General features: G+C 65.1%; 19 protein-coding genes. 16 read left to right on the top strand and 3 right to left on the bottom strand.

The genetic code is table 11. From position 1 onward, the window contains the following. The coding region (locus tag ACKODO_RS06215; RefSeq protein ID WP_408982581.1) for a hypothetical protein at positions 1-1,120 on the bottom strand (1,120 nt) is incomplete at its 3' end. Between the two features lie 165 nt (positions 1,121-1,285). Here ACKODO_RS06215 and proB point away from each other — a divergent pair. The 11 genes from proB (at position 1,286) to ACKODO_RS06160 (ending at position 12,233) form a co-directional block, all read left to right on the top strand. Next, positions 1,286-2,419 carry a glutamate 5-kinase gene (gene proB, locus ACKODO_RS06210; RefSeq protein ID WP_408982580.1) on the top strand — a complete coding sequence of 378 codons (1,134 nt, stop codon included), beginning with the start codon at positions 1,286-1,288 and terminating at the stop codon, positions 2,417-2,419. Then, entirely contained in the window at positions 2,416-3,714 is a 1,299-nt protein-coding gene (locus tag ACKODO_RS06205) for a glutamate-5-semialdehyde dehydrogenase (RefSeq protein WP_408982579.1), read from the top strand. The genes proB and ACKODO_RS06205 overlap by 4 nt, the downstream gene beginning before the upstream one ends. Positions 3,715-3,717: 3 nt before the next feature. Continuing rightward, entirely contained in the window at positions 3,718-4,326 is a 609-nt protein-coding gene (locus ACKODO_RS06200; protein ID WP_408982578.1) for a nicotinate-nucleotide adenylyltransferase, read from the top strand. A gap of 91 nt (positions 4,327-4,417) precedes the next feature. Further along, positions 4,418-5,152 carry a DUF1217 domain-containing protein gene (locus tag ACKODO_RS06195; protein WP_408982577.1) on the top strand — a complete coding sequence of 245 codons (735 nt, stop codon included), beginning with the start codon at positions 4,418-4,420 and terminating at the stop codon, positions 5,150-5,152. Between the two features lie 45 nt (positions 5,153-5,197). Then, entirely contained in the window at positions 5,198-5,779 is a 582-nt protein-coding gene (gene rsfS, locus ACKODO_RS06190; protein ID WP_408982576.1) for a ribosome silencing factor, read from the top strand. A 12-nt stretch (positions 5,780-5,791) separates the two neighbouring features. Further along, the gene (gene rlmH, locus ACKODO_RS06185) at positions 5,792-6,274 is read left to right on the top strand and encodes a 23S rRNA (pseudouridine(1915)-N(3))-methyltransferase RlmH (RefSeq protein WP_408982575.1); all 483 of its coding nucleotides are present in this window, start codon (positions 5,792-5,794) and stop codon (positions 6,272-6,274) included. A gap of 28 nt (positions 6,275-6,302) precedes the next feature. After that, a complete protein-coding gene (locus tag ACKODO_RS06180; protein ID WP_408982574.1) occupies positions 6,303-7,607 on the top strand; it encodes a murein hydrolase activator EnvC family protein in 1,305 nt (434 codons plus the stop codon). Then, positions 7,604-8,974 (top strand): S41 family peptidase, encoded by a 1,371-nt coding sequence (locus ACKODO_RS06175; RefSeq protein ID WP_408982573.1) that lies wholly within the window; start codon positions 7,604-7,606, stop codon positions 8,972-8,974. Before ACKODO_RS06180 ends, ACKODO_RS06175 begins: the two co-directional genes overlap by 4 nt. A 211-nt stretch (positions 8,975-9,185) precedes the next feature. Continuing rightward, positions 9,186-10,373: a divergent polysaccharide deacetylase family protein gene (locus tag ACKODO_RS06170; RefSeq protein ID WP_408982572.1), complete on the top strand. Its 1,188-nt coding sequence runs from the start codon at positions 9,186-9,188 to the stop codon at positions 10,371-10,373. A 97-nt stretch (positions 10,374-10,470) separates the two neighbouring features. Beyond that, entirely contained in the window at positions 10,471-10,989 is a 519-nt protein-coding gene (locus tag ACKODO_RS06165) for an RNA pyrophosphohydrolase (protein ID WP_408982571.1), read from the top strand. 8 nt (positions 10,990-10,997) lie between these two features. After that, positions 10,998-12,233, top strand: coding sequence for an NAD(P)/FAD-dependent oxidoreductase (locus tag ACKODO_RS06160; protein ID WP_408982570.1), 1,236 nt, complete (start codon positions 10,998-11,000; stop codon positions 12,231-12,233). A gap of 78 nt (positions 12,234-12,311) precedes the next feature. On the opposite strand, the gene ACKODO_RS06155 is transcribed toward ACKODO_RS06160, so the two are convergent. Together ACKODO_RS06155 and ACKODO_RS06150 are read right to left on the bottom strand one after the other, a co-directional pair. After that, entirely contained in the window at positions 12,312-14,114 is a 1,803-nt protein-coding gene (locus tag ACKODO_RS06155; RefSeq protein ID WP_408982569.1) for an ABC-F family ATP-binding cassette domain-containing protein, read from the bottom strand. Between the two features lie 45 nt (positions 14,115-14,159). Then, complete coding sequence (locus ACKODO_RS06150; protein ID WP_408982568.1) at positions 14,160-15,101, bottom strand: LysR substrate-binding domain-containing protein; 942 nt, start codon at positions 15,099-15,101, stop codon at positions 14,160-14,162. A gap of 194 nt (positions 15,102-15,295) precedes the next feature. Between ACKODO_RS06150 and ACKODO_RS06145 the strand changes: the two genes are divergently transcribed. The 5 genes from ACKODO_RS06145 to ACKODO_RS06125 form a co-directional block, all read left to right on the top strand. Beyond that, the gene (locus tag ACKODO_RS06145; RefSeq protein ID WP_408982567.1) at positions 15,296-16,888 is read left to right on the top strand and encodes an ABC transporter substrate-binding protein; all 1,593 of its coding nucleotides are present in this window, start codon (positions 15,296-15,298) and stop codon (positions 16,886-16,888) included. A 61-nt stretch (positions 16,889-16,949) separates the two neighbouring features. Next, positions 16,950-17,927: an ABC transporter permease gene (locus tag ACKODO_RS06140; protein WP_408982566.1), complete on the top strand. Its 978-nt coding sequence runs from the start codon at positions 16,950-16,952 to the stop codon at positions 17,925-17,927. Positions 17,928-17,939: 12 nt separating this feature from the next. Continuing rightward, entirely contained in the window at positions 17,940-18,902 is a 963-nt protein-coding gene (locus tag ACKODO_RS06135; RefSeq protein WP_408982565.1) for an ABC transporter permease, read from the top strand. A 74-nt stretch (positions 18,903-18,976) separates the two neighbouring features. Further along, entirely contained in the window at positions 18,977-19,993 is a 1,017-nt protein-coding gene (locus ACKODO_RS06130) for an ABC transporter ATP-binding protein (protein ID WP_408982564.1), read from the top strand. Further along, a partial coding sequence (locus ACKODO_RS06125) for an ATP-binding cassette domain-containing protein (protein WP_408982563.1) occupies positions 19,990-20,806 on the top strand: 817 nt, incomplete at its 3' end. The genes ACKODO_RS06130 and ACKODO_RS06125, both read left to right, overlap by 4 nt.

The raw sequence follows: 20,806 nt of genomic DNA, 5'->3' as shown, positions 1-20,806 counted from the left end.
TCGTGGAGGCGAGCGCTTCGCCGCTCGAATTGGCCTGGCCGCGCAGCTCCGCCATTTCGCGCTGCAGCGTCTCGATCTGCAGGGTGAACTGGCCAATTTCGCGATCACGCTGGGCGCGTTCCCGACGTGCGGTGGAAAGCTGGCGGGTTTCCTCGTGGAACCGCGCGCGGGATTCTTCCAGCATCGTCTCGATAAACTGGTAGCGCGAGCGCGAAGCCTCAAGCTGCGTATCGAATTGCAGCTTGGTCTCCTCGCGTTCCTTCAGCAGCTGCTCGTTGTCGGCGCGCAACTGGCGCGACGTATTGCGCTCCTTCTGCAGGGCGGCAACGATGTTCGAGAGCTTGTCGTTGACCGAAGCGAGGGTGCCCTCGAGCTGGCCGACCGTGGCCTGCATCGCTTCCAGCCGTTCCTGATTCCGCTGGTTGGTGAGGGTGAGTTCGTTGTGCGTGTTCTGCCGGGTCGCCAGATCCTGGCGGAGATCGATAAGCTCCTGCCGCAGCACCAGCAATTCGTCATCGGCCTGCGACTTGTCGGCGCGCAGGGTGCTGAGTTCGAATTCCGCCGCGTCACGGGCGGCCGCCGTCTCGCGCAGCAGGGGCTCGATCCGATTGAGCTTGGCTGAAACTTCCGCATATTCGCGCCGCAGGTCATTCAGGCTGGCTTCCATCGCGGTTGAGCGCTCGCGCAGGCTCGTATGGGCGCTTTCCTCGGCCTTGAGCTGGAATTGCACCCGCTCGAGTTCCGCCATGGCGCGCGTCAATTCGAGCCCGAGGCTGCCGGCCTTCTGCTGTTCGCTGTTCAGCGTCTCTTCCGTGACCTCGAGGCGATTGCGCAACAACGCCATGGAATTCACGGCATTCTCGATGGGCGCCATCACCTGCCGGAACTGGTCCGGCAGCTGGGTGAGCGCCTGCAGCGAATTCTCGAATTCATCGAGCTTGGCCCGAACGGTCTCGCGGGCAGCACCCAGGGCGCGCGCATCGAAGTTCTTGAGCAGATGCACTTCCGCAGCGTTCGGGTCCGCCTCGCCAGCCTTGGATTGCTGGGCGCTACCAGACGGATTCGACGTCGGATTCACAGGCTTGCTGTCGCGTTGAAGGCGCAGGAAATCCCAACTCATGATCGGCCTCAACTGATCTCTTCTAGCCAAAAGATGGCTTGGAAGGTTATCTAGCAGATGGTCCCCCTGGCCACAATCCGTGAGCGGGTCTTTGCTCGATCATCGTTGCAGAATTCGGGAGCGGCCGCGGGCCCAACCCGGCCCAGTCGTGTTGGAAGAAGCGCCGTGAACAACCCCGATTTGCTGAGTTTCCGCCGCATTGTCATCAAGGTGGGCTCCTCGCTGCTGGTCGAGAAATCGGGCGGGTTGAAGGAGCCCTGGCTGAAAGCCCTTGTGGATGACATCGCAGACCTGCACAGGGCCGGGGCGGATATCCTTGTCGTGTCTTCCGGCGCGATCGCCATGGGCCGTGCCGTGCTGAAGCTTGGAAAGCGCGCGCTGGAGCTTGAGGAAGCGCAAGCCGCCGCTGCCGTAGGGCAGATCGCGCTCGCAAGAGCGTGGTCGGAGAGCCTCGCCGGGCATGGAATCACGGCGGCGCAGATCCTTCTGACCTACGGCGATACCGAGGAGCGCCGGCGCTACCTCAACGCCCGTGCCACCATCGGCACGCTGCTCGGCCACCGCGCGATCCCCGTCATCAACGAGAATGATACGGTCGCGACCCAGGAGATCCGCTACGGTGACAATGATCGGCTCGCGGCGCGCGTGGGCACCATGGCCTCGGCGGATTGCGTGATCCTGCTCTCGGATATCGACGGCCTCTTCACCGCCCCGCCGCAGAAGGACCCCAGGGCCGAGTTCGTGCCGATCGTTCCGCGCATTACTGCCGCGATCGAGGCGATGGCTGGCGGCGCGGCCTCGGAACTCTCCCGCGGCGGCATGATGACGAAGATCGAGGCAGGCAAGATCGCGACCTCCGGCGGCGCCATCATGCTCATCGCCAATGGCACGAAACTTCACCCCGTCCGCGCGGTGCGCGAAGGCGCGCGATGCACCTGGTTCCTGTCGTCATCGACCCCCGTCACGGCCCGCAAGCGCTGGATCGGCGGCACGCTCGAACCGCGCGGGACGCTGACGGTGGATGATGGCGCGGCGAGCGCCATGCGTGCGGGCAAGAGCCTGCTGCCGGCGGGCGTGCGGCGTGTGGAAGGGGCGTTCACCCGCGGCGATTGTGTCGTGGTCCGTGCGATCGATGGCGGGGAGATCGCGCGCGGTCTCGTGGCCTATGATGCGGTCGATGCCGTGCAGATTGCCGGGCGATCGACCCGCGACATCGAGGCGGTTCTGGGCTATGCAGGCGCTAAGGAAATCATCCATCGCGACGATCTCGTGATGAGCGGCGAGGGCACATCCTCATGAGAGCCAACAGCCTCACGGTCCTTTACGCGGACAAGACGCGCCTGCGCGCCGACCTGCTCGCCCTGGGGCGCAAGGCCCGCGCGGCCGCGCGCGAATTGATGCTGTTGAGCCCGGAGGCCAAGGCCGAAGCCTTGCGCGCCTCAGCCCGCGCCATCCGCGCCGCTCTCCCGCCAATCCTCGAGGCGAATGCGGCGGATGTGAACGAGGCGCGCGGCAGCGGCCAGAACGAGGCCTTCATCGACCGGCTGCTCCTCACGCCCGAGCGCGTGGAGGGGATTGCGAAATCGGTGGAGGATATCGCCGATCTGCCCGATCCCGTGGGCGCGGTGACCGCGGAATGGACGCGTCCGAACGGCCTGAAGATCAGCCGCGTGCGCACGCCCCTCGGCGTGATCGGCGTGATCTTCGAGAGCCGCCCGAATGTCACGGCCGATGCCGGCGCCCTGTGCCTGAAGGCGGGCAATGCGGTCATCCTGCGCACCGGGTCCGGGGCGTTGCGTTCGGCGATCGAACTCGTGAAGGCCATGCAGGCCGGGCTCGCCTCGAAAGGCATGCCGGATGGCGCGATCCAGCTCGTGCCGGTCGCGGATCGCGAGGCGGTGGGACTCATGCTTTCGGGGCTGGATGGCGCGATCGATGTCATCGTGCCGCGTGGCGGGAAAAGCCTCGTTGCGCGCGTGCAGGCCGAGGCGCGCGTGCCGGTTTTCGCGCATCTCGACGGCAACAATCATCTCTACGTGCATGAGAAGGCCGATCTCGAGATGGCCCGAAAGGTGCTGCTAAATTCCAAGCTCCGGCGCACGGGTGTCTGTGGCGCGGCGGAAACGCTGCTCGTCGATCAGGCTTGTGCCGGCACGCATCTCGCCCCCCTCGTGAAGGCGCTTCTCGATTCGGACTGCGCCGTGCGCGGCGATGAAGCCGCGCAAGCCGTCGATCCCCGCGTCACCCCGGCCTCGGAGGAGGATTGGAGCACGGAATATCTCGATCGGATCATCGCCGTGAAGGTGGTGGAAGGGCTCGACGATGCCATCCGCCATGTCGAGACTTACGGCTCGCACCACACCGATGCGATCATCACGGCGGATGATGCGGCTGCCGCCCGCTTTCTCGCGGAGGTGGATTCCGCCATCGTGCTGCACAATGCCTCGACGCAATTCGCGGATGGCGGGGAATTCGGCTTCGGCGCCGAAATCGGCATCGCCACGGGGCGCATGCATGCGCGCGGTCCCGTGGGCGTGGAACAGCTCACCAGCTTCAAATATGTGGTGAAAGGCGAGGGGACGATAAGGCCGTAACCGGTGCGGATCTTCCTCCCCCCCACTTCTCCCGGCCTCGGGGTCGGCCTGTTCGGCGGGTCGTTCAACCCGCCGCATGAGGGGCACAGGCTCGTGGCCGAGACAGCCCTGCGGCGCCTCGGCCTCGATCAGGTCTGGTGGATCGTCACGCCGGGGAATCCTTTGAAATCCAACAGCGAGCTGCCTTCGCAGGCCGATCGAATCGCTCTCGTGCGCGATCTCGTGGGGGCTGATCGGCGCATGGTCGTCACCGGTATCGAAGCCGAGATCGGCACGCGCTACACTGAACAGACCATCCGCTTCCTGCGCTCACGCCTGCCGCAGGTGAATTTCGTCTGGCTGATGGGCGCGGATAATCTCGCGGATTTCCATCGCTGGAAGAACTGGCGGAACATTGCCGGCCTTGTGCCGATGGCGATCATCGACCGGCCCGGCGCCACGCTGAAGGCTGCATCGAGCCCCGCCGCAAGGATGCTCGCACGCTTCCGCATCGACGAGAGCGATGGGCGGATACTGCCCCGCCTCGCAGTTCCGCGATGGCTGTTCCTGCATGGCAAATGCTCGCCGCAATCCTCCACGGCGCTTCGCGAAAAAGCGCAGGCAAGGCACTGAGCGCCCGACCCGCGCGAAGGCGGGCAAAGACGGTAAGGGAAACTTAAACCACGTCTGTCAGCCTAGGGGCTCAAGATCAAGGATTGGTCGAATGTTTGCGTCGAGCGCGTCTGTTTCGTCCTTTGCCGTCTACAGGCGGCTTACCCCGGATTTCATGGCCGCCAGCACCGCGAAGCTCGCAAAGAGCAAGTCGGTCCAGAGCGAAGTCGAGTATTTCAAGAACAAGGTGGCGCGCCTGCAGGAAGTCGATGACGTCTTCAAGGACGGCCGGCTGATGCGCTTCATCCTGCAATCCTATGATCTCGCCGATCAAATCCAGTATCCGGCCCGCATCAAGCAGATCCTGAAGGACGACCCCACGGCGAGCGGCGCCCTGCTGCAGCGCATGACCAATCCGGGCTACCGCGAGATCAACGCGGCGATGGATTTCTTCAAATCCGGCCTGAAGAAGCTCAAGAGCGCGTCGCTCCAGGCGGATATCATCGCGCGTTACCAGTCGGCCCGCAATGTCGAGCAGGTTTCGCAGCTGAGCCCGAACCTCGAAGAGGCTCTCTATTTCGAGCGCAAGATCGGCAAGGTGAAGAACGGCTACGAGATCCTCGGCGATCCGGTCCTGTTCAATGTCGCCAAGACCGCGCTGAGCCTGCCCTCCTATGTGAGCGCGTCGAATATCGACCGCCTGAAGGTCATGATCGAGAGCAAGCTCGACATGAGCAGATTGAAGGACAGCAAATATGTGAAGGGGCTCATCGAGCGGTTCCTCGTGCTGAAGGACGTCGAGACGCGCCAGACCGAAGGCGGCGGCCTGCTCAACATGTTCGCCTGAGGCAATTCCGGCTTGAATTTCGGTGCGGGGCGGCGCAGGAATTGGATGGACGGATCGTCGTCCGATTGGCCGCAAGCGGAGAACGGAACCCTGACCACGAAGCCTGAAGCCGGGTTGAAGCCCGCCCCCGAGCGCCGCGCGGCGCCCCTTTCGCCTGCCGCACTCGTCCAGGCGCTGCACGGCATCATCGATGATGCCAAGGCCGAAGACATCGTAACCCTGGATCTGGCCGGCAAGACCTCGATCGCCGATGCGATGATCGTCGCTTCGGGCCGGTCGGATCGTCATGTCGGCGCGATTGCCGAGCGCATCATGTCTTCGCTCAAGGATATGGGTCAGCCCTCGCCACGCGTCGAAGGCATGCCGGTCTGTGATTGGGTGCTGATTGATGCGGGGGATGTCATCGTCCACCTGTTCCGGCCGGAGGTGCGCGGCTTCTACAATCTCGAGAAGCTCTGGGGCATGGGGCGCCCGCTGGAAGGCGCGTCGGCCGAGGAGGTCGAGAAGCCCAAGCGTGCGCGCAAGGCGATGGCGGAATCCGCCGGCGATGCACCAAAAGCGCGCCGGGTGCCGGCCCGCAAGCCGGCGACCCGGACGACCCCGCGCAGAAACGCCGCCCCCCGCTGAGGGAACCGGCCGGTGAAGCTCGATCTCGTGGCCATCGGACGCATGAAGGCCGGGCCCGAGCGGGAACTTGCGAACCGCTACCTCGAACGTTTCCCTCCGCTGGGGCGCGGGCTCGGGCTAGATGGCATCCGCGTGGTCGAGCTGTCCGAAAGTGCCGCGCGCCGCGACGAGGATCGCAAGGCGGAAGAGGCCTTGGCCATCGCCGCCGCCATTCCCGATGGCTGCGCGCGCGTGGTTTTCGATGAGCGCGGCCAGAGCATCGACAGCGCAACCTTCGCGCGCCGCATCGGGGATTGGCGCGCCGAAAATCGCGCCGGGCTGGCTCTTGTCATTGGCGGGGCGGATGGGCTCGCGCGCCCGCTTGTCCAGCAGGCCGATCTTGCCCTGTCCTTCGGGCGGATGACCCTGCCGCATCAGCTCGTGCGCGTGCTCGTGGCCGAGCAACTCTACCGGGCCGCGACGATTCTTGCCGGTCACCCCTATCACCGGGCATGATGGAAGCCGGTTGGGGAGAGGAGCCGGAATGCGCCTGATTCGGCATCGCATCACGCCTGCTTGCGCGCTCCTCCTGGCGCTGCTGCCGATGGCCCATGCGCAGGTGCCCGAGAAACCGGCGGGCGAAACGCCGCTGGGATTGGACAGGCTTCGGGGGGTCGAGCGCGAGATCGAGCGTTCCACCTTCGAGCAGAAGCGGCTGGGATATGAAATCGAGAACCTCTCGAACGAGGCGCAGGCCTTGCGCGGGCAACTCGTCGATGTCGCGCGCAAGGTGCGAGCGGCCGAAGACCGGATGGCCGAGGCGGAGAGCCGGCTCGAAACCATCACCGCGCGGGAAAGCGCGCTGCGCCTCTCACTCATCGCGCGCGAGAAGGTGACGGTGGAAGTGCTGGCGGCGATGCAGCGCATCGGCCGGCGCGCGCCGCCGGCCTTGCTGGTCGCGCCGGAGGATGTGCTCTCCTCGATGCGCGCGGCGATCCTTCTCGGCGCGGTGGTGCCGGAACTGCGCGAGGAAGCGCTGGCGCTGGTCACGGATTTGAAAAGTCTTGCGGATCTGCGACGCAAGGCCGCTGAGACCCGCCAACGTCTTGCCCTGGAGCGCGACCAGGTCGCGGCCGAGCGCACGCGTCTCGCGGAGCTGATCGACAGCCGCCAGCGGCAGATCGGTTTCAACCGCACGCAGCTTGATGCCGAAAGGCAGAAGATCGCAAACCTGTCCCGCGAAGCCCGTTCCCTGCGCGATCTGATCGCCCGCAGCGAGAACGAGATCGTGGGTTCGCCGCAGGCCGTCGAATTCGCGCGCCGAGCGCCTCCGCCGGTCCGCGGCACCGAGCGTGTCGCGAGCCTCCAGGCCAACGCGCCGGCCGGCACTCGCCTGCAGCCACGGCGACCTTTCGCGGAGATGCGCGGGCAGGTGCCGATGCCGGTATCGGGCAGCATCATCCGCCAGTTCGGGCAGCCGGACGCGGTGGGCGGCACGGAAAGGGGCATCACGATCCAGTCGATCCGTGATGCGACCGTGGTTGCGCCGGCCGATGGATGGGTGCATTTCGCCGGTCCCTACCGGGGTTATGGCCAGCTGGTCATCCTCAATGTGGGTGCCGGTCACCATATTGTGATGGCGGGGCTGGGTGGTCTTTCGGTCGAGATCGGGCAATTTGTTCTCGCAGGTGAACCCTTGGGCAATCTTGGCCTTTCTCCTGCCATACAGCCGGGTGATCATGTTGCTTCTTCACGACCGGCGCTTTACGTTGAGTTCCGGAAAGATGGAGCTCCGGTTGATCCGGCCCCCTGGTGGCTTCCCCATTCAGCCGAAAAGGCCCGCGGATGATGCGCAAAATTCCTCTCTTCCTCTCCGGCGCTGCACTGGGCGCGATCGCGCTCGTGGCAATCGACGAGGTGCGGTTCAGCATTTCGGCGAATGCGGCGGCGTCGGATACCTATCGCCGCCTCACGCTTTTCGGCGAAGTCTTCGACAAGATCCGCTCCGATTACGTGGACAGGCCCGACGAGGCCAAGCTGATCGAGGCGGCCATCAACGGGATGGTCCAGTCGCTTGATCCGCATTCGAGCTTCCTCGACCAGAAATCCAACCTCGAGATGCAGCAGCAGACCCGCGGCGAGTTCGGCGGCCTCGGAATCGAGGTGCAGATGGAGGAGGGCCTCGTGAGGGTCGTGACGCCATTCGATGAATCGCCGGCCGCGAAGGCGGGCATCCAGGCCAACGACCTCATCACCCATATCAACGAGGAGCAGGTCCAGGGCCTCACCCTGAGCCAGGCCGTCGACAAGATGAAGGGGCCGCGCGGCACCGAGGTGAAGCTGAAGATCCTTCGGAACAAGCGGGACGTGGTGGATGTCACCATCGTGCGCGACATCATCCGCCCGCCGGTCGTCCGGGCCCAGAAGGAAGGCGACGATATCGGCTATCTGCGCATCGGCTCCTTCAACGAGCAGACCAACGAGGGCCTGAGGAAGGAGATCACCCGGCTGACCAACGAGATCGGCGCGGACAAGCTCAAGGGCTTCATACTCGATCTGCGCAACAATCCGGGCGGTCTGCTCGATCAGGCGATCTTCGTGGCGGATAGCTTCCTCGAAGGCGGCGAGATCGTCTCGACCCGCGGCAAGACCAGCGACCAGACGAGCCGCGCGCTCGCCAAGCCCGGTGACATCACCAACGGCAAGAAGGTGGTGGTGCTCATCAATGGTGGTTCGGCGTCGGCTTCGGAGATCGTGGCCGGCGCCTTGCAGGACCAGGAGCGCGCGACGATCGTCGGCACACGGTCCTTCGGCAAGGGCTCGGTGCAGTCGATCTTCCAGATGCGCGGCAACTCCGCGCTGAAGCTCACGACGCAGCTCTATTACACGCCGTCGGGCCGCTCGATCCAGGGCAAGGGCATCACGCCCGACTTCATCGTCCAGCAGGATGTGCCGGAAGCCGAACGCGCCCGCTACGAGATCAAGGGCGAGAGCGCGATGCGCGGCCACATCAAGGTCAACGAGGAAGAGCAGGGCGGCTCGTCGGGCTATGTGCCGACGGATCGCTCGAAGGACACGCAGATCCTCTGGGCCACGAAGTACCTGCGCGGCGAGGTTTCGCGCGAGAACCCGGGCGAGGGGGTCACGGTCACGCCGAAGCAGGCCAAGCCCGAAGCGCGCGCCAATATGGGCAAGCCCGCCGAGAAGAAGAACTGATGCCCTGATCCGCGCTGGCAGCCAGGGGAGCCAGGGGAACAAGGGGAACAAGGAGAGGCCGGCTTGTCGAAAGTCGGCCTTCTTCTCGTTTTGTGGCAGAATTCTCGCCTGAAGGACCGGCCTTTTAAACCAACATTAATCACGGCTCTTTACCACTTGCGATGGAAGCAAGCCTGCGCCCCGCTGCGCGGGGAGTGTGGACGGGAGTCTCATGGCGATTGACAGCCTCGCAACACCGCTCGGCATGAAGCCGAAGGTGGCCGGAAAGCCGAAGGGTTTTTCCGTGCCGCGGGTGCTGCTGGCCATCGTCTCGTTCGGCATTGCCCTGTTCCTCGCCTATGCCGCCTTGCAATCGAGCCGGCGCTCTGGCCTGCCTGTCGCCGTGGTGCCGATCGAGCGTGATCGGAGCGCAATCGGGGATAGCCCCCGCGCGCGCGCCGACGAGCCCGTCTCGTCCAGGCCGGAGGGGAGCCGTGCCAGCGCCGCACAGGTCGAGACCGAGAGCGGCGTGCGCGTGGTGCGGCAGAATGGCGGGCAGGTGCCTGGCGCTGCCGTCATTCGCGTGCCGGATGCGCCGCGCGCGGAATCCAACCCCGTTTCGCTTTCCGCGGCTCCGGCACCCCGCCTGACCGAGCGCATCCCGCTCGGTCTCCTGCCGAAGGTGGGCGAAGACGGCACCCTGCCGCGCCAATTCTATGCACGCCCCTTCGCCGACACCGCGAAGCCGCGAATCGCCGTGGTTCTCACCGGCGTCGGCGTCAGCGCCCGCTCCACATCCGATGCCGTCACCCGGCTTCCCGGCGATTTCACGCTCGCCTTTGCGCCCTATGGCCGCGACCTCGAATCGCAGGTGTTTCGCGCGCGTCGCGACGGGCACGAGGTCCTGCTGCAGATTCCGATGGAACCCTTCGACTTCCCGGACAGCGATCCCGGTCCGCATACTCTTCGGGCCGGCGGATCGAGCAAGGAGAATATCGACCGCCTTCATTGGCTGATGACACGCTTTCCCGGCTATATCGGATTGATGAACTACATGGGTGGCAGGCTGCTCTCGACGCCCGGTGCGCTGCAGCCCGTGCTCGACGAGATCGGTCGTCGCGGCCTGCTGTTCCTGGATGACGGGACCACGCCGCGCAGCATGGCCCCGGATATCGGCAAGCGCCTGAACCTTCCCGTGCTGCAGGCCGATCGCACCATGGACGCGACTGGGTCTGCCCGTCCGCTCGCGGCGATGCTCGAGGAGGCCGAGGGGCTGGCCCAGCGCCAGGGGCGTGCGATCATCACCGTGCCGGCCCTTTCCGCCAATATCGAAACGCTGATCAGCTGGGAAGCGGATCTCGCCCGCCGCAACATCGTGATTGCGCCCCTGAGCGCCATTCTGGAAGCGCGCGCGCCCTGATTTGATGAAAAAGGGGAGAAAAGCCATGGCCACGGTCTTTTCCCGCATTGATTTTGTGCCTGTGAAGGCCAAAAAGAAAAACAAGAAGAAAAACGCCATGGTCAGGGACATCACCCATCTGCCCTATCGCGCCTGCGTCGGAGTGGCCCTGTTCAATCCGGCGGGGCTCGTTTTCGTGGGCAAGCGCCGCGTGGACAAGATCGGCGCTGCGCATGAAGGCGGCTACGCCTGGCAGATGCCACAGGGCGGCATCGACCCCGGCGAGGAGCCTTTGCAGGCGGCCTTGCGTGAACTCTACGAGGAAACCAATGTCCGCTCGGTCGAGCTGATGGCCGAGGCGCCGGAATGGTATCGCTACGATCTCCCGCTTGAGGTGATGGGCCGCGCGCTGAAGGGGCGCTATCGGGGGCAGACGCAGAAGTGGTTCGCCTTCCGCTTCACCGGCGCCGAGAGCGAAATCAACGTGCAGGCACCGGGCGGTGGCACCCATCGGCCGGAATTCGCGGATTGGCGATGGGATCGCCTCGAGAACCTGCCGGCGCTGATCGTGCCCTTCAAGCGCGGCGTCTATGATCAGGTGGCGAACGCCTTCGCCCGCTACGGCGCGCATAGCTGAGGCTGGCCATGCCCCGGATCGCCATTATCGGCGGCGGCCCGGCCGGGCTTTTCGCGGCTGACCGTCTCGCCACCGCCGGCCATGCCGTGACGCTGTTCGACCGCATGCCCTCTCCCGGACGCAAGTTCCTGATGGCGGGCCGGGGTGGGCTGAACCTCACCCATTCCGAGCCGCTGGAGCGATTTCTCGCCCGCTACCCCGATTGCCCCGAGGCGCTGGAGCGGGCCATCCGCGCCTTCCCGCCGGATGCTTTGCGCGATTTTGCGGCCGAACTCGGCCAGCGCACCTATATCGGCACCAGCGGCCGCATCTTTCCCGAGGCGATGAAGGCCTCGCCGATGTTGCGCGCCTGGCTCGGCCGGCTGGATGCAAGGGGTGTGGAGGTCAAGCTGCGCCATGATTGGCAGGGCTGGGACGAAACGGGAGCCTTGCGCTTCGCCACGCCCTCCGGCCCGGTTGTCGTGATGGCGGATGCAACCTTGCTCGCCCTGGGTGGCGCGAGCTGGCCGCGCCTCGGTTCGGATGGTGGCTGGGCGAAGCTGCTGGCTGCGAAGGGCGTGGCGGTGGCCCCGCTCACCGCCTCCAATGTCGGCGTTCTCTGTGATTGGTCGGACAAGATGCGCGAGCGCGCGGGCGAGCCGCTGAAGCGCACGGATTTCGCGATCGGTATGACGGGCGTGATCGGCGAGGCGGTCGTCACCGCGAAGGGCATCGAGGGTGGGGCGATCTATGCGCTTTCCGTCGCCATTCGTGTGGCGCTCGCGAAGGTGCCGGTGACGCTGATGCTCGATTTCCGGCCTGATCTGACGCCCTCCGCGCTGCTGGGCCGGCTTTCCGAGGGGCGGAAGGGTGACAGTCTCGCGAACCGCCTGCGCAAGGGCGCGGGCCTCTCTGCGGCGCAGGTCGGCCTCCTGCATGAGGCGGCTTTGCGCGAGGGCAGGAAACTCGCGGATGAGGGCCCGCAGGGTCTCGCGCGCCGCATCAAGGCCTGCCCTGTGCCGATCACCGGCTTGGCGGGACTGGATCGCGCGATCTCCACCGCCGGCGGCGTGCCTTTCGAGGCGCTGACGCCGGATTTCATGCTCAAGGCTTTGCCCGGCACCTTTGTGGCGGGCGAGATGCTCGATTGGGATGCGCCGACCGGCGGCTACCTGCTGCAGGCCACTTTCGCCACGGGGAACGCGGCCGCGCAGGGAATCTCACGCTGGCTGAAGGCGGGCTGGAGCGGACTCCGATCTGATTGAATCAGATCTGGCGCTCACTCTTCTTGTTGTCGCATCCGCTTTTTCCGCCAACCGGTATCCACTCGGCGGGCGGATGCTCTAGCCGCCCAGTTCCTCCCGCAAGATCTCCAGTTCCAGCCAGCGATTTTCCAGGCCCGCCAATTCCGTCTGCGCCTTGTCGAGCAGGGCTGTGGCATCGGCGAAGGTCTTGGGATCTCGGTTGTAGAGTTGCGGATCGGCGAGCCTCGCCTCGAGCTTCGCGATGACGCTGCGGATCTTTTCCATGGCAGCGGGAAGCGTTTCGAGCTGGTGCTTCTCCTGGAAGCTCAGCTTGCGCTTTGCTGCGGCCCTTGGAGCCTCGGTGGCGGGGAATGCAGCCTTCACGCGCATGTCGGCTTCTCGCCGGGGTGTCGAGGGCAGGGCATCGGGCGGCAGGTCGGAATAGCCTCCGGCATGGATGACCCAGCGACCATTGCCGCCCGGCACAATGACCCGATCGACCACCCGATCCACGAAATCGCGATCATGGCTGATGAGGATCACCGTGCCGGAATAATCGGCCAGCAGATCCTGCAGCACATCCATGGTTTCGAGGTCGAGATCGTTGGTGGGTTCGTCGAGCACCAGCAGGTTCGAGGGCAGGGCGAGGGCGCGCGCGAGCATCAGCCGGGCGCGCTCGCCGCCCGAGAGCACGCGCAGGGGCGTGCGTGCCTGCTCGGGGCGGAACAGGAAGTCCTTCATGTAGCCTATGACATGGCGCGGCTTGCCGCCGACCATCACCTGGTCCGAGCCGCCACCGGTGAGGATATCCGCGACGGAAGAGTTCGGGTCGAGGCTGTCGCGGTTCTGTTCGAGGGAGGCGAGTTCGAGCCGCGCGCCATGGCGCAGGGTGCCGGAATCCGGTTTCAGCTTGCCAGTCAGCAGGTTGACGAGCGTGGTCTTGCCAGAACCGTTCGCCCCGACAAGCCCGATGCGATCCCCGCGATGGATGCGGATCGAAAAGTCCCGAACCAGCACGCGCTCTCCATAGGCCTTGGCAAGGCCCCTGGCCTCGATCACCAGCGTGCCAGATTTCTCCGCTTCCGCCGCCTCGATCTCGGCCTTGCCCTGCACGCCGCGATAATCACGCTTCTCGCGCCGCAAGGCCCGCAGGCCTTCGAGGCGACGGATATTGCGCTTCCTTCGCGCGGTGACGCCATAGCGAAGCCAATGCTCCTCGTCGGCGATCTTCCGGCCGAGCTTGTGCTGGGCCTCTTCCTCCTCGACGAGGATCTTGTCGCGCCACGCCTCGAAGCTCGCGAAGCCCTCGTTGAGCCGCTGCGTCTTGCCGCGATCGAGCCACACGGTCGCGCGCGTGAGGTTCGTCAGGAACCGCCGGTCATGGCTGATGAGGATGAGCGCGCCTCTGCGCGATTTCAATTCGGCTTCCAGCCATTCGATGGCGGGCAGGTCGAGATGGTTCGTCGGCTCGTCGAGCATCAGGATGTCGGGATCGGGCGCCAGCGTCTGCGCCAGCGCGACGCGACGCGTCTCGCCGCCGGAGAGCGGCACGGGCGGTTTTGCGCCATCGAGGCCGAGGGCTTCGATCAGTGTGCGCGCGGCGTGAGCATCGTCGCCGGGGCCAAGGCCCGCCAGTACGGCCTCCTCGATGGTCGCGAAGCCCGAGAAATCCGGCTCCTGGGGCAGGTAGCGCATGGTGGCGCCGGGTTGCACGAAGCGCGTGCCGGAATCAGCCTCGACGAGGCCCGCCGCGATCTTCAGCAGGGTGGATTTGCCCGAGCCGTTCCGCCCCACGAGGCAGATGCGTTCGCCGGCTTCCACGGAGAGATCCGCGCTTTCGAGCAGGGCCGTGCCGCCAAAGGTGAGGCCGATGCCCGCGAGTTGCAAAAGAGGAGGAGCCATGCGCGCTTGCTAGCGGGGCCCTTGCCTTCCGCCAAGGGAAAAGCGTCAGGCCGTGCCGATCGGCAGCACGGGGATCGGGCCAGGGCGCAGGGAGGCGACATCCGGCTCGGCCTGGCCGAGAATCCAGTCATGCAGCGCTTGCGCCGCCTGGCTCAGCGGCCGGGCCTGATGCGGAACGAGAAGCTGGTAGCAGAGGCGGCTCTGGAAGCCGTAGCCATTGGGATTCACCACCGCACCTGTCGCGAGCTCTTCCTCCACGAGGCAACGCGGCACGAGGCCGACACCGAGCCCCACCGTCACGGCCTTCACCAGCACCTGGTAGACATCGAAGGTGGAACCCGATGGCCAGTGCGTCGGCGCTTCCAGCCCCATGGCCGTGTAGAATTCCGCGAAGGCATCACGGGCCTGGGCATGAACGAAAAGCGGTTTCTTCAGCAATTCGGGCAGGGGGCAATCCGGCGGCGTATCGGGCGGGGCGATCAGCACCACATGCCGCCCGGTGATCGGCGTCGCATCGGCATCGAGCCATGGGCCGGAGCCGAAACGGATCTCCACCTCCGCGCCGCCGCGATCATATTCCGAATTGAGCAGGAAGGTGGAGAACTGGATTTCGATTTCCGGATGGGCCTCGATGAATCCACGCAGGCGCGGCAGCAGCCAGCGGTCGGAAATCGTGGCAAGGGTGCGGAGGATCACGACGCGCCGGTTGCTCTTCTCCTGCATCGCGCGGTTCAGGATGCGCTCCATGGCATCGAGAATTGGCTGGACATCCGAGAGAAGCCGGCCGCCCACCGCATTGGGAACCAGGCCCCCCTTGGCGCGCGAAAAGAGCGGCGCGCCGATGAAACGCTCCATCGCCTGAACCTGCTTGCTCACCGCGCTCTGGGTGAGGCCCAGATGCAAGGCGGCCTCCGAACACGAGCGGCGGACGGCCACCTCCTCGAAAATCGCGAGGGCATTCAAGGGCGGCAGCTTGCGGCGCGGCATTCCGTATTCCTTTCCAGAATGCCAAAATGAACTTTGTTCTCTTTTCTCATGTCAAGTCGCGCGCTAGCCTCAAGGGGAATTTCCGGAGAACGGTTCCGTTTTGGCTTGATTTTGCGAGCGCGGAGGAATCGACTTGAAATTCGATCAGGAGCCTCCGCCGCGAAAAAAGGGGGCTCGAGAACAGGGAGAGCAAGATGTCTATCCGTAAATGGCTGCTGGCAGCCGGCACCGCGCTGGCATTGCAGATGGCGGTATCCCCGGCCGGGGCCGTTACCCTCCGCTACGCGAACCAGGGTGATCTGAAGTCGCTGGACCCGTATACGCTGAACGAGACCACCACGAACGCGCATCTCGGCCATGTCTATGAAGGCCTGACCGCGCGCGGCAAGAACCTTGCCATCGGGCCGGGCCTCGCCGAGCGCTGGGAGACCCTCGACGGTGCGAAGAAATGGCGCTTCCACCTGCGCAGGGACGTGAAGTTCCACAATGGCGAGCCCTTCACCGCCGATGACGTGATCTTCTCGGCCGATCGCGTTCGCGCGCAGGGGTCGAACTTCCAGACCCGCGTGCCCAAGGGCGCGAAATTCACGAAGATCGACGATCATACGGTCGAGGTGGAACTTGAGAGTCCCAATCCGATCATGATCGCGCAGTGGGACACGTGGTACATCGTCTCGAAGAAGTGGGCGGAGGCCAACAACTCGGCGGCCCCGACCCCGGCTTCGGCCACGACGCCGAGCCATATCGCGCTCAACGCGAATGGCACGGGCCCCTTCCGCATCGACAGCCACCAGCCGGGCGTGCGCACGGTCTTCAAGGCCAATGCGAATTGGTGGGGCAAGAAGGAGCACAATCTCGACGAGATCATCTTCACCCCGATTCCGAATGATGCGACCCGCGTCGCCGCGCTTCTCTCGGGTGAAGTGGACGTGATCGAGCCGGTGCCGATCCAGGATATCCAGCGCGTCAACGGTTCGGACAAGGCCCGCGTGCTCGCCGGCCCCGAACTGCGCACGATCTTCCTCGGCTATGACCAGATCCGCGACGAGCTGCTCGAATCCAACGTGAAGGGCAAGAACCCCTTCAAGGATGCCCGCGTGCGCCAGGCCTTCAACATGGCCGTCGACAAGGAGACCATCAAGGCGCGCGTCATGCGCGGGCTCTCCACGCCATCGGCCCTCATGATCGCGCCAGAGCTTTTCGCGTTCTCCAAGGCTTACCAGAGCCCGAAATTCGATCCGGATGCCGCGAAGAAGCTCCTGGCCGATGCTGGCTATCCGAACGGTTTCGAGGTCGGAATGGATTGCCCGAACGACCGCTACGTGAATGATGGACAGATCTGCCAGGCGGTGGTGGGCATGCTCGCGCGCATCGGCGTGAAGGTGAACCTTAACGCCCAGCCCAAGGCGCAGTATTTCGCCAAGGTGCTGAAGTCGGGCGGCTACAAGACTTCCTTCTACCTGCTCGGCTGGACGCCGGGCACGTTCGACAGCCACAATGTGCTGTTCGACATTCATGGCTGCCGTGCTGAAGGTTCGCCGCGGGGCGAGTCCAATCTCGGCGGCTATTGCAACAAGGAAGTCGACGCGCTCACCGACAAGATCCTCGTCGAGAGCGACAATGCCAAGCGCGATCAGATGATCAAGCAGGCCTTCGACATCACGACGAAGGAATTCGCCTATGTGCCGCTGCACCAGCAGGCGCTCGCCTGGGGTGTCTCGCGCGATGTCCAGCTGACGCAGCGTGCCGATAACTCGGTGCTGCTCTACTGGGCCACCAAGAAGTAACCGGTCTCTCCCGGGAGGGCCGCGCATCCCGCGCGGCCCTTTCCTTTTGCGGGTATTGAGCATGTTGGCGTTCGTCATCCGGCGCATCCTGCAATCGATTGCCGTCATGGTCTCGGTTGCGCTGATCGCCTTCGTCATGTTCCGGTTCGTGGGCGACCCGGTGAACCAGATGGTCGGCGTGGATACGCCGCAGGCCGAGGTGGAGCGTCTGCGCGCATCGCTGGGCCTGAACGACCCGACTCTCGTGCAGTTCGGCCGCTTCCTCTGGAATGCCCTGCATTTCGATTTCGGCGTTTCCTACCAGTTTCGCATGCCCGTGACGAAGCTGCTCGCCGAGCGCGCGCCGGCGACGCTCGAGCTGGCGCTGACGGCGGCACTCTTCGCCCTCGTCGTGGGGGGGGTGATGGGGGTCTATTGCGCGCTGCGGCGCGACAGCTGGCTCGCGCGGCTGTTCCAGGCGGTGAGCCTCATCGGCGTCTCCCTGCCGACCTTCCTGATCGGCATCCTGCTGATCTATCTCTTCGCGGTCATTCTCGGCTGGCTGCCCTCCAACGGGCGCGGGCAGGTGGTGAAGATCGGCGACTGGTGGACGACTGGCCTGCTGACCATCTCGGGTCTGAAGGCGCTGGTTCTGCCCGCGATCACGCTCGGCCTGTTCCAGATGACGCTGATCATGCGGCTCGTGCGCGCCGAGATGATGGAAGTGATGCGCACGGATTACATCAAGTTCGCCAAGGCCCGCGGCTTGCGCACGCGCGCCATCCATTTCGGCCATGCACTGAAGAACACGCTGATCCCGGTCATCACCATTGCCGGCCTGCAACTCGGCTCCATCATCGCTTTCGCCATCATTACCGAGACGGTGTTCAACTGGCCGGGCATGGGGCTTCTGTTCCTCAAGGCCGTTCAGAACGTCGATATCCCCATCATGGCGGCCTATCTGATGCTGATCGGCTTCCTGTTCGTGACCATCAACCTCATGGTCGACCTCGCTTATGGCTTCGTCGATCCGCGCCTGCGCGTCTCGATGAGAACCTGAGGGGCCTTCAAGATGCCAAATCCGACCCCGGAAGAGGTGAAGGGCCTGGTGGCGGGTGGCCAGAGCGGCCTCGTCGCGCCCCTTTCGGATTCCGACATCTATGCAAGCTTCCGCTCGTCCTGGATGACGATGATCGCGGCGGCGATCGTGCTTGCCTGCTGCATCGGCGCGGCCTTCGCGCCGTGGATCGCGCCGACCAATCCTTTCGACCCCGCGACCGTGTTCCTCTCCGATGCCTCGATCCCGCCGGTCTGGCAGCAGGGCGGCGATCCGCGCTTCATCATCGGCACGGATGACCAGGGCCGCGACATGTATTCGGCCATCCTCTACGGCCTGCGCGTCAGCCTCGCCGTGGGCGGGCTCGGCGTGCTGCTGGCAGCCAGCATCGGTATCACGCTCGGGTTGCTCGCAGGCTATATGGGGGGGCGTGTCGATGCCATCATCATGCGTGTCGCCGATGTGCAGCTCACCTTCCCGGCCATCCTCATCGCTCTGCTCATCGATGGCGTGGCGCAGGGCCTGTTCCGAGGCATGAGCCGCGAGACGACGGCCATTCCCGTGCTGGTGATCTCGATCGGGTTGAGCTTCTGGGTGCAATATGCGCGCACCATCCGCGGCTCCACCATGGTGGAGAAGAACAAGGATTACGTGGCCGCCGCGCGCCTTGTGGGCATTCCCACGCCGGTCATCATGATCCGCCACGTGCTGCCGAACGTGATCGGCCCGGTGCTGGTGATCCTCACCATCAATCTCGGGCTTGCCATCATCACCGAGGCGACGCTCTCGTTCCTGGGCGTGGGCCTGCCGCCGACGCAGCCCTCGCTCGGCACGCTGATCTCCATCGGCAACAAGTATCTCTTCTCCGGCGATTGGTGGATCGTCGCCTTCCCGGGTGCCACGCTCGCCATTCTCGTCTTGGCCGTGAACCTGCTGGGCGACTGGCTGCGCGACGCGCTGAACCCGAAGCTGAGGTGAGTGATGCGCATCATCAGCAGAAATGGCCTCCGGACCTGCGCCCGGACGATGCGCAATTCTTCCGAGCATATGTCATGAGTGAGCCGGTGATCTCCGTCCGAAACCTGCGCGTGGAATTCGCCACGCGACGCGGTGTGCTCCGCGCGATCGACGGCGTCTCCTTCGATATCGCCCGTGGCGAGGTGCTGGGCGTCGTGGGCGAGAGCGGCGCGGGCAAGAGCGTCACCGGCTCGGCCATCATCGGGCTGATCGAGCCGCCGGGCCGCATCGCGGGCGGGGAAATCCTGCTGCACGGCAAGCGCATCGACAACCTGCCGCCCGAGGAGATGCGCCGCATCCGCGGCCGGAAGATCGCGATGATCTTCCAGGACCCGCTGACCTCGCTGAACCCGCTCTACCGGGTAGGCGAGCAGCTGATCGAGACCATCCGCACGCATACCGATCTTTCGCCGCGCGCAGCGCGAGAACGGGCCATCGGGTTGCTCGCCGAGGTGGGCATCCCCGCGCCGGAAAAGCGGATCGATGGCTATCCGCATGAATTCTCCGGCGGCATGCGCCAGCGCGTGGTGATCGCGCTTGCTCTCTCGGCCGAGCCGGATTTCATCGTGGCGGACGAGCCCACAACCGCGCTCGACGTTTCCGTGCAGGCGCAGATCATCGCGCTCATCAGGCGCCTCTGCCATGAGCGCGGCACGGCGGTGATGCTGGTGACGCATGATATGGGCGTGATCGCCGAAACGGCGGATCGCGTGGCGGTGATGTATGCCGGGCGCATCGCCGAGATCGGCCCGGTGCGCGACGTGGTGAAGCACCCGCTCCACCCCTATGCGAAAGGCCTGATGGGGGCGATCCCGACACTCGAAAACGAGGCCGATCGCCTCACGCAGATCCCCGGCTCCATGCCGCGCCTCACGCGCATTCCGCCGGGCTGCGCCTTCAACCCGCGTTGCAGCCACGTGTTCGATCGCTGCCGTGTGGAGAAGCCTGAGCCGATCGAGCCAGATGCAGCGACGTCTGAGCGCGAGAACCTGATGCCGGGGCATCTCGTCGCCTGCCATCTCTATGCGCCGAGAGCCGGAGGCACGCCATGAAGGCTGTTTCCGAGAAGAGCCAGGCCGCCGCCGCTCTGGAACCCGCGCCTTTCATCCAGATCCGCGACCTGAAGCGTGTCTTCGACGTATCACGGCCGTGGTTGAACCGCGTGCTCGAAAACCTGCCGAAAGCCTATCTCAAGGCGGTCGATGGCGTGAGCCTCGATATCCGCAAGGGCGAGACCTTCGCGCTCGTGGGCGAATCCGGTTCAGGCAAATCCACGGTCGCGCGCATGGCGGTGGGGCTTCTGCCCGTGACCTCCGGCACCGTGACGATTGACGGCGTCTCGATGACGGATGTGAAGGACAGCGCCGCGCGGCAGGCCCTGCGCAAGCGTATCCAGATGATCTTCCAGGACCCTTACGCCAGCCTCCACCCGCGCTGGCGCGTGGCGCGCATCATCGCCGAGCCGATTCATGCTTTCGGCCTGCTGAAGGGCGAGGCGGTGGAGGCGCGCGTGGGTGAGCTTCTCACGCTGGTGGGTCTGCACCCCGATGATGGGAAGAAGTTTCCGCATGAATTCTCCGGCGGGCAGCGGCCGCGCATCGCTATTGCCCGCGCGCTCGCCTCGAGCGCGGAATTCATCGTCTGCGACGAACCCACTTCCGCGCTGGATGTGAGCGTGCAGGCGCAGATCCTGAACCTGATGCGCGACCTGCAGAGGGAATTCGGGCTCACTACTCTCTTCATCTCGCACAACCTCGCGGTGGTCCGTCACATGGCCGACCGCATCGGCGTGATGTATTTGGGTCGTCTTGTGGAGGTGAGCGACAGCAAGGCGATGTTCCGCGCGCCGCGCCACCCCTATACGC

Source organism: Rhabdaerophilum sp., assembly GCF_046092605.1.
GTDB lineage: Bacteria > Pseudomonadota > Alphaproteobacteria > Rhizobiales > Beijerinckiaceae > Rhabdaerophilum.
The sequence above is the reverse complement of the archived record's forward strand: the minus strand, read 5'-3'. Positions and strand labels throughout refer to the sequence as shown.